The sequence below is a fragment of the Bradyrhizobium zhanjiangense genome, from assembly GCF_004114935.1.
GTDB classification, from domain to species: domain Bacteria; phylum Pseudomonadota; class Alphaproteobacteria; order Rhizobiales; family Xanthobacteraceae; genus Bradyrhizobium; species Bradyrhizobium zhanjiangense.
Genome location: NZ_CP022221.1, coordinates 6081845 through 6094561 on the forward strand (window position 1 = coordinate 6081845; position 12717 = coordinate 6094561).

The 12717-nt window shown below is 60.9% G+C and carries 11 protein-coding genes; 4 read left to right on the top strand and 7 right to left on the bottom strand.

Features of this window, described 5'->3' with window-relative positions; genetic code table 11:
• Positions 1–55: 55 nt before the first annotated feature.
• The 3 genes from XH85_RS29300 to XH85_RS29310 form a co-directional block, all read right to left on the bottom strand.
• A complete protein-coding gene (locus tag XH85_RS29300) occupies positions 56–1723 on the bottom strand; it encodes a peptide ABC transporter substrate-binding protein (protein ID WP_128934598.1) in 1668 nt (555 codons plus the stop codon).
• On the bottom strand, positions 1720–3411 hold the full coding sequence (locus tag XH85_RS29305) for a dipeptide ABC transporter ATP-binding protein (RefSeq protein ID WP_245473242.1): 1692 nt from the start codon (positions 3409–3411) through the stop codon (positions 1720–1722). Before XH85_RS29305 ends, XH85_RS29300 begins: the two co-directional genes overlap by 4 nt.
• Before the next feature lie 298 nt (positions 3412–3709).
• Positions 3710–3928 (bottom strand): hypothetical protein, encoded by a 219-nt coding sequence (locus XH85_RS29310; protein WP_128934599.1) that lies wholly within the window; start codon positions 3926–3928, stop codon positions 3710–3712.
• A 129-nt stretch (positions 3929–4057) separates the two neighbouring features.
• Here XH85_RS29310 and XH85_RS29315 point away from each other — a divergent pair, with 129 nt between their 5' ends.
• On the top strand, positions 4058–5383 hold the full coding sequence (locus XH85_RS29315; protein ID WP_128934600.1) for an NAD(P)/FAD-dependent oxidoreductase: 1326 nt from the start codon (positions 4058–4060) through the stop codon (positions 5381–5383).
• A 114-nt stretch (positions 5384–5497) separates the two neighbouring features.
• Positions 5498–5974 (top strand): Lrp/AsnC family transcriptional regulator, encoded by a 477-nt coding sequence (locus XH85_RS29320; RefSeq protein ID WP_128934601.1) that lies wholly within the window; start codon positions 5498–5500, stop codon positions 5972–5974.
• A 16-nt stretch (positions 5975–5990) separates the two neighbouring features.
• On the opposite strand, the gene XH85_RS29325 is transcribed toward XH85_RS29320, so the two are convergent.
• On the bottom strand, positions 5991–7367 hold the full coding sequence (locus XH85_RS29325) for an aspartate aminotransferase family protein (RefSeq protein WP_128934602.1): 1377 nt from the start codon (positions 7365–7367) through the stop codon (positions 5991–5993).
• Between the two features lie 345 nt (positions 7368–7712).
• Here XH85_RS29325 and XH85_RS29330 point away from each other — a divergent pair, with 345 nt between their 5' ends.
• Entirely contained in the window at positions 7713–8402 is a 690-nt protein-coding gene (locus tag XH85_RS29330; RefSeq protein WP_128934603.1) for a haloacid dehalogenase type II, read from the top strand.
• Positions 8403–8536: 134 nt separating this feature from the next.
• On the opposite strand, the gene XH85_RS29335 is transcribed toward XH85_RS29330, so the two are convergent.
• The 3 genes from XH85_RS29335 to XH85_RS29345 all read right to left on the bottom strand — a co-directional run bounded on the left by XH85_RS29335 (position 8537) and on the right by XH85_RS29345 (position 11497).
• Complete coding sequence (locus XH85_RS29335) at positions 8537–9994, bottom strand: NAD-dependent succinate-semialdehyde dehydrogenase (protein ID WP_164939939.1); 1458 nt, start codon at positions 9992–9994, stop codon at positions 8537–8539.
• A 209-nt stretch (positions 9995–10203) separates the two neighbouring features.
• On the bottom strand, positions 10204–10560 hold the full coding sequence (locus XH85_RS29340) for a cupin domain-containing protein (protein ID WP_128934604.1): 357 nt from the start codon (positions 10558–10560) through the stop codon (positions 10204–10206).
• 13 nt (positions 10561–10573) lie between these two features.
• Positions 10574–11497 carry a 2-hydroxyacid dehydrogenase gene (locus tag XH85_RS29345; RefSeq protein WP_128934605.1) on the bottom strand — a complete coding sequence of 308 codons (924 nt, stop codon included), beginning with the start codon at positions 11495–11497 and terminating at the stop codon, positions 10574–10576.
• A 339-nt stretch (positions 11498–11836) separates the two neighbouring features.
• Here XH85_RS29345 and XH85_RS29350 point away from each other — a divergent pair, with 339 nt between their 5' ends.
• The gene (locus tag XH85_RS29350; protein WP_128934606.1) at positions 11837–12715 is read left to right on the top strand and encodes a GNAT family N-acetyltransferase; all 879 of its coding nucleotides are present in this window, start codon (positions 11837–11839) and stop codon (positions 12713–12715) included.
• Positions 12716–12717 lie beyond the last annotated feature (2 nt).

Genomic DNA, 12717 nt, shown 5'->3' on the forward strand with positions numbered 1-12717 from the left:
TCGAGTCCTCCATTAGCGTGACAATGCCGTCCGCCGTGGTCCGTCCGGCAAGACATCAGCTCGCCCAATACCAGGCAAGCGCGTTCCAGGACTCGGTGCGGGTATTGCCATTCGGCACGAATCCGTTGATCCCCTTCTTGAGACCTTCGACCGAGTTGCTCTGATACAGCGGCAGGAAAGGCAGGTCGCGGCGCACGAGTTCCTGCACGCGAGAGTAGATCGCGCGGCGCGCTTCGGGATCGAAGGTGCGTGCGCCTTTGTCAAGGAGTGCATCGACCTCCGGATTTGCATACTGCGCGTTGTTCGAGCCGCGGCCGCCCTTCGCTCCGATCGAGCGCGAGTGCAAGCGATTGGTGACATCCGGATCGGCGCCAATTAGATACGAGCTGCCGACGATCACGGAATCGAACTGCGATTGCATCCAGAACTCGCCCCACATCACGGCGGCCGGCAGGTTCGATATCTTCATCTCGACGCCGACCTGCGCAAAGGTCTGCTGCAGGAACTGCTGCAGCTGCTCGCGAAGCGGATCGCCCGACGTGGTCGAATTGGAAAAGGACAGGCGAACGCCGTTCTTGGCACGAATGCCGTCCGCGCCCTTTGCCCAGCCGGCTTGATCGAGGATCTTGCCCGCGCGATTCAGGTCGAATTGGTGCAAGGTCAGGTTGGCGTTGAAGAAGAAGGACTGCCTCGGCATGAACGTCTCCGTCGGGGTCGGCACGCCGTAATAGAGCCCCTGAATGATCGCCTCCTTGTCGATCGCCGCGTAGAGTGCCTCGCGAACAGCAAGCTCCTTGAACTGCGGGCGCTCGAGGTTCAGGTAGAAGGATTCGAACGAGGTCCTCGGGAGGAGCGTCACAACCCGATTCGGCAGCGTCTTGGCTTCCACGTAATGATCGGGCGTGATGTAAGGCTGACCTACGAGATCAATGTCGCCGCTCTTGAACTGGGTGTAGAGGACCGTGAGATCGGGAATGTATTTGAAGACCAGCCTCTCGATGTGAGGGCCATCACCGAAGTATTCGGTGTTCGCAACGAGTTCGAGATGATCACCAGCAACCCTCTTGCCCCACTTGAAGGCGCCGGTGCCGACCGGGGCCTGGTTGAAGGCGGCGTTGTTCGGATTGGCCTCTTTCTCGAGGATGTGCTTGGGGACGATGAAGGTTTCGGTCAGGAACGACAGATAGGGCGCAAAGGCCTCCTCCATTCGCCACGAGATCTCCGTCGGCGAGAGCACCGTAATGTCGCGCACGAGAGCATGGCCAGCCGTGCGCCAACTCCGGAAGTTGGGACTCGTGATCAGTTCCAGTGTGAATTTGACGTCCTCGGCGCTGAAAGGCTTGCCGTCGTGCCACCGGACGTCATCACGCAAACGAATGCGCCATTTGAGACCGTCTTCCGAAATACCGCCGTTCTTTTGGTCCGGCACTTCCACGGCAAGATTGGGCTGAATGACGCCTTGAGGGTCGATGCGGAAGAGCGCGTCGAACACCGAGAAATGCACACCATCATCGACCTCAATGTGTGCCATCAGCGGATTGAAGACGGTCGGCTCTTGTCCAAGGCCGACGATCACGCGGCCAGTTGGCTTTGTCGGAGTGCGCGCGTGGGCCGGCTTGCCCAATAGATTGGGCGCGATCAGACCGGCAGCTCCACCGATCGCCATCATGCGCAGAGCATCACGCCGCGAGTAGCTCGATGTCGTCGCAGAACCCTTGGTCATAACGTCTCCCCTCCCTTGTGCTGTCCGCCGTAGTCTGCATGTTCGGGCATGGTCCGGGCTTGCTCGCCCGGGATCGCTGCCACCAGCTCTCGCGTGTAGGTGGATTTCGGATCGAGGAATATCTGGGACGGCGGTCCGCGTTCCACGATTTGCCCTCGATGCATGACGGCGATTTCATCGCAGATTTGGCTTGCGACGCGCAGATCATGCGTGATGAAGATCATCGAGACGCCGGTCTCCCGCTGGATCTGATCAAGCAGCTTCAAGATCTGGGCCTGGATCGATACGTCGAGCGCTGAGACCGCTTCGTCGGCAATCAGCAATTTTGGTTTGAACATCAGCGCTCGAGCGATGCCGACGCGCTGGCGCTGCCCGCCGGAGAACTCGTGCGGATAGCGCTCAAAGGCGCCTGCATCCAGGCCGACATGGGACAGGAGCTCCCGCGCGCGCCCGCAAGCTTCGTCATAAGGCATGCCATGCGCGACCGGGCCGACTGTGAGAATTTGCCCGACCGTCGATCGCGGATTGAGCGATGCGAAAGGATCCTGAAAGATCATCTGGATCTTCGGCCGTAGCGGCCGAAACTCGGCTTCGGAAAGCCCGGCGATGTCGCGGCCTTCGAACAGAATCGAGCCGCCGTCGCACTCCATGAGCTTGATCAGCAGCCGACCGAGCGACGACTTGCCCGAACCGCTTTCCCCGACGACGCCGAGCGTGCGACTCGACGTGAGGTCGAAGCTGACCCCATTGACCGCAGGCACGATGCGCTGCGTACGGAAAAGCGCGCTGCCGCTGCGATAAGTCTTTGCCAGGCATTCGACCTTCAGGATCGACGCTCGCTCCCCGGCTTCCGAGGGAACGCGGTCCTTGCCGGTCAGGTGGGGCACGGCTGCGATCAGACGGCGCGTATAGAGATGACCGGGCGACTTCAGCACCTGCGCGGCACTGCCCTGCTCCACGCAATGGCCCTTCTCCATCACCACAACGTGGTCGGCAATCTCCGCGACGACGCCGAAATCATGGGTGATGAACATGACGCTCATTCCCTTGCGGCGTTGAATGTCGCGGATCAATTGCAGGATCTGCGCCTGGGTCGTCACGTCGAGTGCGGTGGTCGGCTCGTCCGCGATCAGGATCGCAGGTTCGAGGGCCAGAGCCATGGCGATCATCACCCGCTGCCGCTGCCCGCCCGAAAGCCGGAAGGGATATTGGTGATACATGAGCTGCGGATCAGGCAGACCCACTTCAATCAACAAGTCTATGGCCCGGCTGCGACGGGAGGCCGGCATGCCAACGTCGTGCGAGGCCATCACCTCCTCGATCTGCGCGCCCACGGTCATCAGCGGATTGAGCGCTGAGAGAGGGTCTTGAAAGATCATCGAGACGACTCGGCCGCGCAGGCTGCGGAGCTTCTCAGGCGCAAGGCCCACGATGTTCGTCCCATTCAGGTGGATCGCCCCCGAGGTGACCCTGATCACCTTCGGCAGAAGCCCCATGATCGCATTGGCGGTGACCGACTTGCCCGATCCAGATTCCCCGATGATGCAGAGAATTTGTCCGCGCTTCAGATCAAAGGAGATGTTCTCGATGGCGTAGGCGCGCTCCATTCCTTGCGGCAGACTTACGCTCAGCTCCCGCACCGAGAGCGCGACATCGGCGGGGGCTGCAGCCGGCTTGCCAGAGGCCATCGGAACATCTTCCCTTTTTAGCTTCGTTCGGCCATCCTGCTGCGGGCCGCGCCTTCGGTTCTTTGCCTTGCCACGCTTCTTCGACAGGTCGATGATTTGACGCTCGACGTGCCATTCCTCTATTGGAGGCTGCGACATGATTCAGGCCTCCCCGCGCAAGAGGCAAGAACTCTTCTTCGGAGCGCGGCGCCGACCGAACGGGTCAGTTCGATCGAAGCGAAGCATGGATGGCGCCGACGTCATAGCTTGATCGCTTCCGCCAAGATCTGCTCCTGGATAAGGCTCATGCGGGTTGCCTCTATGGACTTCGATCCGTTCTGCCGATCTTGATGATTTCAATCACCGCGGAGTCGCCGAAAGGCAGCATCCGGGCAGCACGAACTTCTGAAAACGAAGTCCGATTTGGCATTTCAATCTGCGCCGCCAGGCCTGCCGTGGCCCCTGCCAGGAAGGGCGCGCGACGGATCGCAGGAGCACGTGCATCAGTCTCGCCGCCTGCAAGCTGCGACGCAAGCAAGGTATTTTCGCAATATTAGCCTGCGTCAAAGGCAGTAAACCGCAGGATATTCGGTCTCACGACGAAAGTCCGCGGGGGCTGCCGCAATTCCTCGGTTACGCTACGGCGACCACCGGAGATCCCCGTCGGATGAGCGCGCCGCTCCTGCATATCGAATCCAGTCCATCCTTTCCTCGTGAAGCGGACGTCGTCGTCATCGGCGGCGGCGTCGTAGGCGTGTTCACAAGCTACTATCTCGCGCGTCGCGGCCTCAAGGTTGCCTTGCTCGAGAAGGGCCGCGTCGCCGCCGAGCAGTCCAGCCGCAACTGGGGATGGTGCCGCCAACAGAACCGCGACGCACGCGAGCTGCCGCTTGCGACCAAGAGCCTCGATCTCTGGGAACGAGTTGCCCAGGAAACGGGTGAAGACACGGGCTTTCGCCGCTGCGGCCTATTGTATTTGTCGAACGACGAGAATGAGCTGGCAGGCTGGGCCAAGTGGCGCGACTTCGCCAGGACCGTTGGCGTCACGACGCATATGTTGAGCTCGGAAGAGGCGAGCGGTCGGGGCAAGGCGACGGGTCGCAAGTGGAAGGGCGGCGTCTTCTCGCCGACAGACGGGACGGCGGATACTTCAAAGGCCGTCCCCATCGCCGCGCGTGCGATCATGGCGGCGGGTGGCACGGTGCACCAGCTCTGCGCCGCGCGCGGCATCGAGCTCAGTGCCGGCCGGGTCAGCGGCGTGGTGACCGAGGCGGGCACGATCCGGACGAAGACGGTCGTCATGGCAGGAGGCGCGTGGGCATCTTCGTTCTGCAACCAGCTGGGAATTCGCTTCCCGCAGGCATCCGTGCGCTCTTCGATTCTCGCCCTGGCCCCGGGCGCGGCCGGCCTGCCTGATGCCCTTTACGCAGGGCTCGTGTCGGCCACGCGACGCGGCAATGGCGGATACACGCTGGCCATCAGCGGGCGCGCGCGAGTCGATCCGACGCCGCAGCAGGTCAGGTTCGGCCGCGAATTCCTCCCCATGTTCGCCCGCCGCTGGCGAAGCCTCAGCCCCGGGGCCTTCGAGGGCATGCGGCAAGGCCACGAATCCCTGGCGAAATGGAGGCTCGACGAGGTGACGCCAATGGAGCTGAACCGAACGCTCAATCCCCGCCCCGACATGAGGCAGATTCGGCTGACGCATCGGCGCGCGTGCAAGCTGGTGCCCGAGCTGCGGCACCTCGCCATCTCAAACGTCTGGGCCGGCTACATCGACAGCACACCGGACGGCATTCCGGCAATCGGCGAAGTTGAATCCGTTCCAGGCTTCATCCTTGCGGCGGGGTTCAGTGGCCACGGTTTTGGAATTGGCCCGGGCGCGGGGCATGTGATCGCCGACATCATCACGGGCAGTCCGCCGATTGTCGACCCGCGCCCTTACAGGCCGGAGCGGCTGAAAATGAGCGCCTGGGGCAAGGTCAGTGAGTTCTAAAGGCAGTTTCCACCGTCCGGTGGGAAAAGATGCTGGTTGATGTTATGACAATGTATATGACGCCGAAGTCTCAAATCCTTGACGCCGTTGTCGCCCCCATCTCATGGCATTGCTATGAAGCTTGATAAGATCGACATCAGGATTTTATGCGAACTGCAGAAGAACGGGCGGATCTCCAACGTCGAGCTCGCAGAGCTGATCAATCTTTCTCCGAGCCCATGCCTGATGCGCGTGAAGAGGCTCCAGACGGAAGGCTTCATCACCGGCTATTCCGCTCAGATTGACGTTTCCAAGCTCGGCCAAACTCTGACTGTCTTCGCCGAAATCACCCTCAAGAATCATCGTCAGATCGATTTCGCGCGCTTTCTCACGACGATCGAAAAGATCGATTCCGTGGTCGAGTGCCATCTCGTTTCGGGCGGGTACGACTATCTCGTCAAGTTCATCACGGCAGGGATCAGCGAATACCAGGCGATGATGGAGCGCCTGGTCGAGATGGATATCGGTATCGACAAATACTTCAGTTTCGTCGTGCTGAAGTCGCCGATCGTGAAATCTCATCTGCCTCTCGAAAGCATATTCAACGGCTAAAGGACAGGCTCGGTCCTTACCCTTTCATGGCCGCGCGGATGTCCTTGTCTTCGAGCGTCTGGTCGAGCGTCGTCCTGGTTCGCTCAATGGTGCCGTCGATGTCCGCATCCGTGCAGCAGAGCGGCGGCGCATAGCCCAGCACGCCCTGGGCAAAGGCGCGGATGACGAGGCCGTTGTCCCATGCGCGGTCGAAAATACGACGCGCCGCGTCGGCTTCCGCCGGCAGCGGCGTCTTGCGCTCCTTGTCAGTCACGAGCTCGATCGCAGCCAGCATGCCGCGCCCCCTGATATCGCCGACGAGCGGATGATCGGCAAGCGCGCGAAGACCTTCCATCAGACGATGCCCGGCCTTTCGGCCGTTTTCCAGCAGGCCGCTTTCGTAAAGGTCCAGGCACGCGAGCCCGACGGCTGCACTGACAGGATGTGCGGAATAGGTGTAGCCGTGGCCGACGGGCGCCTTGCCGGCGCCGTCGGCAATGGTGTTGTAGACGCGGTCGGACATCAGAACGGCCCCCATCGGCACATAGCCCGAGGTCAAGCCTTTTGCCGTGGTCATGAGATCCGGCACGACGTCGTCCTCCTCACAGGCAAACAGCGGGCCGGTTCGGCCAAAGCCGGTGATGACCTCATCGGCGACGAAAAGAACATCATGCTCCCTACAAACAGCGTGCATGGCCTTCAGCCAGGATGGCGGCGGAACGAGGACACCTCCTGACCCCTGTATCGGCTCGACATAGAAGGCGGCGACGCGGTCGGCGCCGAGCTCGGCGATCTTGGCCCGCAGAGCGGCGACCGATGCCGCAATGATAGCCTGGGGATGCGAACCGACAGGATTGCGATAGGCGTAGTGCGATGGAATTTTGTGCTGCCAGTTGTAAGGCACTCCGAAGCCCGCGTGAAAGGCCGGCAGCGCGGTCAAGCCGGCCCCTGCCGTCGACGATCCATGGTAGCCGGATTCGACGGAAATGAACTGATCCTTCTGCGGCCTCCCCTCGGCATGATAATAGTACCGGATGAAGCGGATCGTGCTGTCGACGGCGTCGGAGCCGCCCAAGGTGAAATAGACATGGTTCAGATCGCCAGGCGCGAGTTCAGCCAGCCTTGCGGCCAACCGGATGGCCGGGTCGGAGCCCAACCCGAAATAACCCGTCGCATAAGGCAGTTCGCGCAGCTGCCTCAAAGCCGCATTGACGATGCTGTCCTGCCCGTAGCCCGCATTGACACACCACAGGCCGGCGAAGCCGTCCAGCAATTGACGGCCCGAGACATCGGTCAGCGTCGCGCCTTTCCCTGACTTCAGCACACGGACGCCCGTCGCCTCGTGGCTGCGATAGGATGAGACCGGATGAATCAAATGCGCGCGATCGAGTTCAATCAGCGAGTTGCTCAACATGTCGTCCTCCAAATCGACCGCAATGCTTGTGCGGCACTCCCGATATCTTCGGAGCTCAACGTAAGACGCCCAGGACAGCAGTTGCTCCCGGGCTGAACATGGACGAAGGGCATTTTGACTATCATTGACGACCGGCGCCGCATCTTATGCGGGCATCGGGGTGCGCAAGACATTGGCGCACAAGTCGGAGGCGCCTTTTCACACAACTCTCTGCCACGGCGCCGATCCGATACGACACAATCTGCTCTCGGTCGCCGCGACAGCGGTGCTTTATCCGGTCGCCTGCCCGCTATGATCCCTGTCGTACCGGAACGCGGTGCGTGAGGACCGAAAAAGGATCGAGCCATGGCAACGTTTAGGCCCAAGTACATCACCTTCGACTGTTACGGCACGCTGACCAATTTCGACATGGCCGGCGCGGCAAGGAGAGTCTATGGCTCCGAACTCTCGTCGACGGCTATGGCAAAGCTGATCAAGGATTTTTCAGCCTATCGCCTCGACGAGGTTCTCGGCGCGTGGAAGCCGTACTTCGAGGTCGTGCACAATGCGCTGGAGCGCGCATGCAAGCGCAACGGCATCGCGTTTCGACCAGAACATGCCCAGCGCATCAATGAGGAGATCCACACATGGGGTCCGCATCCGGACGTCCCGGCGGGTCTGGCCAAAGTTGCCAGGGAGATTCCGCTGGTCATCCTGTCGAACTCCATGAAGAATCTCATCATGTCGAATGTGGAGAAGCTCGGCGCTCCGTTCCACATGGTCATCACGGCGCAGGAGACCGGCGCCTACAAGCCGCATATGAAGGGCTTCGAGTATATGCTGGACAAGCTGGGGTGCGGCCCGGAGGATATCACCCACGTCTCCTCTTCCTTCCGCTACGACCTGATGACCGCCTACGACCTCGGCATCAAGAGCAAGGTCTGGGTGAACCGCGGTCACGAGCCCGCAAACCCCTTCTATGAGTACACCGAGGTCACTGGCATCGACGGGCTTGCGGCGGCAGTCGGCCTGGAACCCCTGCGCAAGAGCGCGTGAGCGTATTCTTTTCAGGTTCACTCGCGGCGTTTCAGCTCTTGGAGAGCTCCAATAGAAATCGGAGCACTGTGAAGGAAAAGGGGGCGGTTCGACCGCCCCCTTTTCTTGTTTCAGATATTGATCTGATCGGCCGCTCAATCCAGCCCGCCGATATGGAGCGCCTTGGTCTCGATATATTCTTCGATCCCGAGCTGGGATCCCTCGCGTCCGAGGCCCGACTGTTTGACACCGCCGAAAGGCGCCACCTCGGTCGAGATCAGGCCGGTGTTCAGGCCGACCATGCCGAATTCCAGCGCTTCGGCAACACGCCATGAACGCTTGAGGTTTTCCGTGTAGAAATAGGCGGCAAGACCGAACGGCGTGCCGTTGGCGATCGCAATCGCCTCGTCCTCGGTCTCGAACCGGAACAGCGGCGCGACCGGCCCGAAGGTTTCTTCTGAAGCCAGGAGCATCTCGGTCGTCGCTCCGCCGAGCACGAGAGGGCGCGCATACTGCCGACCTTCCGGCACCGCCTCACTCTCCGAGATGATCTTTGCGCCCTTGTCCAGGGCATCCACGACGTGCCGCTTGATCTTCTCGATCGCCGCGCCGTTGATCATCGGCCCGATTGCGACCCCCTCTTCCGTGCCAGGACCGACCTTCATTTTCACGACTCGGCTGGCTAGCTTCTGGGCGAAGGCGTCGTAGATGCCAGCTTGCACCAGGATGCGATTGCAGCAGACGCACGTTTGCCCGCCATTGCGGAATTTTGACGCAATCGCCCCCTCGACCGCTCGGTCGATATCGGCATCGTCAAAGACGATGAACGGCGCGTTGCCACCGAGCTCGAGGCTGAGCCTCTTGATGTTGTCCGCCGCGCCCTTCATCAGCAAAGCGCCGACACGCGTCGATCCGGTGAACGAGATCTTGCGCACGGTTTCGTTGGCCATCAGCTCCGCGCCAATTTCCGCCGGCATGCCCGTCACGATGTTGATCACGCCCGCCGGGATTCCGGCCCGCTCAGCCAGAACAGCGATGGCGAGAGCTGAAAAAGGCGTAAACTCAGATGGCTTGATGACCACTGTGCAGCCCGCGGCAAGCGCTGGTGCCACCTTGCGCGTTATCATCGCGTTGGGGAAATTCCAGGGCGTGATGATCCCGCAGACGCCGACTGGTTCTTTCAGCACCAGAATGCGGCGATCGACAGTAGGTGCCGGGATTGTCGATCCGTTGATGCGGCGGGCCTCTTCGGCAAACCATTTGACGAAGGATGCCCCATAACGGATCTCACCGAGCGATTCAGCAAGCGGCTTGCCCTGTTCCAGCGTCAGCAGAAGGGCCAAATCCTGCTCATGGCGTCGCATGAGCTCATGCCAACGCTCCAGCAGCGCAGCACGCTCTGCATGAGCCTTGGTCTTCCAATGCTTGAACGCAGCCGCCGCTGCGTCGATTGCTACCCTGGTCTCGTCTCGGCCCATATCGGGGATGGTGCCAAGCACTTTCTGGCTGGCAGGATCGATGACATCGACCCTGGCTTTCGTGCTCGCATCCCGCCAGGTGCCGCCGATCAGCGCTTGCTGGCGAAACAGATCCTTGTCCTTCAATGCAATCATGAGTTTGCTCCTTGGCTTCGGGCCCGGCCTCACCACCACTGCCTGATTTGCGAGTGGCGAGACGAAGCCGTCTCATGCGAGCAGTACAGGACCGCACGCCGCTTTTTTCGTTGAGAATGAAGTGTCGGGCCGCGTTGAATCTGCTCGGACGCGGCCCCGGAGGTCGAATATTCTGAGGGCCGCTTGATCGTGCTGCCCTCAGCATTGTCTCAGTCGTAATGGCAAACGTAGATCTTTCGCACGGTCTCGATCGTGCGCCAAACGCCGACGAAGCCGGGTTTCATCACAAAGCTGTCGCCGGCGCGGTACCTTCTGGTCTCACCACCCTTTTCCTCGATTTCGATGAGGCCCGAGAGAATGTGGCAGAACTCGAAGGTGGTGCCCTTGATGGAATGGGTTTCGCCCAGCGTTGCTTCCCAAACGCCGGTCAGTACCTTCTCGCCTTTCGAGGCGTCCTGGGCCCAGGTCTTGAACGATGGATTGCCGGAGATGAGCCGTTCCGGAGCAGGCAAGGCGTTCTTCGGCGCGAAGTCCGGATTGGTGTCGATGGTGACCAGAAGTGACATGGCGCTTTTCCTGTTAGTAGCCGAGCGTTCGATCGACAAGGCCGATCGGATTTCGTCCAGCGCGGTGCCGCCGGATGTTCTCTATGACGGATTGTGCTGCCGTATGCGGTTGCGTCACGGACGCGATGTGCGGCGTGATGATCACCTTCGGATGGCACCAAAGTGGATGATTTTCCGGCAGCGGCTCGGGATCGGTGACGTCGAGCATCGCTGCTGCCAAATGCCCGCTATCCAGCGCCTCGATGAGCGCGCCCTGGTCAAGCTGCGGGCCGCGGCCGACATGCAGCAGCCTCGCTCCGACTGGCAAAAGCGAGAAAAGTCTTGCGTTCAGGATGCCGCTTGTTTGCTCCGTCAGGGGGAGAAGACAGACGAGGATATCCGTTCCTCGCAGGAAGTCGCCAAGCTGGTCGTCGCCATGAAAGCAGGCGACTCCCTCGACCGTTTTCTTCGTGCGGCTCCAGGCGGCAAGCGGAAATCGAAACGGCGTCAGGCGATCGATCGCAGCTTGCGCCAGGATCCCAAGCCCGAGGAAGCCCACGCGCCGATCGGTCGACTGTACACTTGCATGGGCTTGCCATAGGCCCCTTCCCTGCTGCTCCCGATAGGCCAGCATCTCCCGATGGAGCGTCAGAGCGCCGAGCACGACATATTCCTGCATCATGCGTATGATGCCGTCTTCAACCATGCGCACGAGTTTCACGCGGTCCGGCATGGTCTCAGGCTTGAATTGATCGACCCCCGCACCGATGGAAAAGAGCATTTCCAGATTTCGAAACCGCGCGACATCATTGGGTACGTTCCAGGTCAGCAGGTAGCGTACCTTTTCCGGTTCGACGCATTCACCGGAATGATAGAATTCCAGATCAGGGAGCTCGCGCGCAAAGGCCTGCCGGAAAATGGCCCCGCGAGCGGCATCGGAATTGAAAAGAAACGCCATCGACGTATTCCTCTCATGTCCTCGCCGGGGATGCTGGGCGTTGAGACCGGCTTGGCCGGCCACTGAGGTCTGGAAGGGCGGCGAGCCCTCCAGCGAAGCCTTCAATATTCACTGGGGCTCACCCTGCCTGCTGTTGCCGGATATCGATAGGCGGCAACCAGGAGCTTTCCCTGCTGAATCGAGTTGCGCTTGCGGCGGAACATTCCGAATACCGCCTGCCAAACAGGCGAAACCTGCTGGCCTTCCGCGTTATGCTGCTGCAAAACAGGCTTGTGCGGCGCGAAGCAGAAGGCCGGCGAGGCCCCAAGTTTGGGTGCCGCAAAGGAACGGATGAGCTGAATGGGACGAACGGTGCGCGTGAAGTCCTTTGAACTGGTGGCCAAGGACATCAACGACGTTGACGTGAAGCTGCTCCACGCGCTTTCGATCGGTGTCGGCTGGCCGCACCGCCCCAAGGATTGGGATTTCCTGCGCCGCGCCGGCCACGGCATCGTTGCCGTGGATGGCATAGGGCGCGTCTTCGGCAGCGCGATGTGGTTCCCTTATGGCCACGAATTCGCGACGATTGGCCTGGTGATCACATCGCCCCGAACCCAGGCACAAGGTACAGGCCGCTGGCTCATGGAGCAGGTCTTCGAGCGGTGTGGCGATCGGAATTTGGCCCTCAACTCAACCCATGCCGCCTATCATCTGTATCTGTCGCTGGGGTTCACGAAGGAAGCCACGGTGTATCTGTGGCAAGGAGAGGCCGTCTCACCACCTCCGCCGGTGCCGGCTCTGGCCGGTGAATTGAGCTCGCTGTCCACTGCAAACATCGGAGAGATCACGGCACTGGATGAACGCGCGTTCGGAGCTAACCGGCAGAAGCTGCTCGCATTGCTTTCTGAAGGTGCCTCAATCTCCGTCTTGCGCCGCCGCGGAGAGGCCGTCGGTTTTTCCATGAAGCGAGAATTCGGGCGCGGTCATGTGATCGGCCCGATCGTGGCCAGCAATGATTGGGACGCGGTCCATCTCACGGCTGTACATCTCAAAGACCTCGCGGGGCAATTCGTCCGCGTCGATACGCGGGAGCAGACGGGTCTGTTTGCGGACTTCCTTCAGCAGAGCCGCCTCGGGGTGAACGACACCGTCTCGACCATGTCCAAAGGAAAGCGATTTCTGAACCGGAAGGAAAACGAGCCGTGGGTCTACGGATTGGCCGGTCACGCCTTGAGCTGAAG

Bases quoted from the DNA above. Each gene is read 5' to 3' on its own strand.
- XH85_RS29300 (WP_128934598.1), bottom strand. From the start codon at position 1,723: ATGACCAAGGGTTCTGCGACGACATCGAGCTACTCGCGGCGTGATGCT.
- XH85_RS29305 (WP_245473242.1), bottom strand. From the start codon at position 3,411: ATGGCCTCTGGCAAGCCGGCTGCAGCCCCCGCCGATGTCGCGCTCTCG.
- XH85_RS29315 (WP_128934600.1), top strand. From the start codon at position 4,058: ATGAGCGCGCCGCTCCTGCATATCGAATCCAGTCCATCCTTTCCTCGT.
- XH85_RS29320 (WP_128934601.1), top strand. From the start codon at position 5,498: ATGAAGCTTGATAAGATCGACATCAGGATTTTATGCGAACTGCAGAAG.
- XH85_RS29325 (WP_128934602.1), bottom strand. From the start codon at position 7,367: ATGTTGAGCAACTCGCTGATTGAACTCGATCGCGCGCATTTGATTCAT.
- XH85_RS29330 (WP_128934603.1), top strand. From the start codon at position 7,713: ATGGCAACGTTTAGGCCCAAGTACATCACCTTCGACTGTTACGGCACG.
- XH85_RS29335 (WP_164939939.1), bottom strand. From the start codon at position 9,994: ATGATTGCATTGAAGGACAAGGATCTGTTTCGCCAGCAAGCGCTGATC.
- XH85_RS29340 (WP_128934604.1), bottom strand. From the start codon at position 10,560: ATGTCACTTCTGGTCACCATCGACACCAATCCGGACTTCGCGCCGAAG.
- XH85_RS29345 (WP_128934605.1), bottom strand. From the start codon at position 11,497: ATGGCGTTTCTTTTCAATTCCGATGCCGCTCGCGGGGCCATTTTCCGG.
- XH85_RS29350 (WP_128934606.1), top strand. From the start codon at position 11,837: ATGGGACGAACGGTGCGCGTGAAGTCCTTTGAACTGGTGGCCAAGGAC.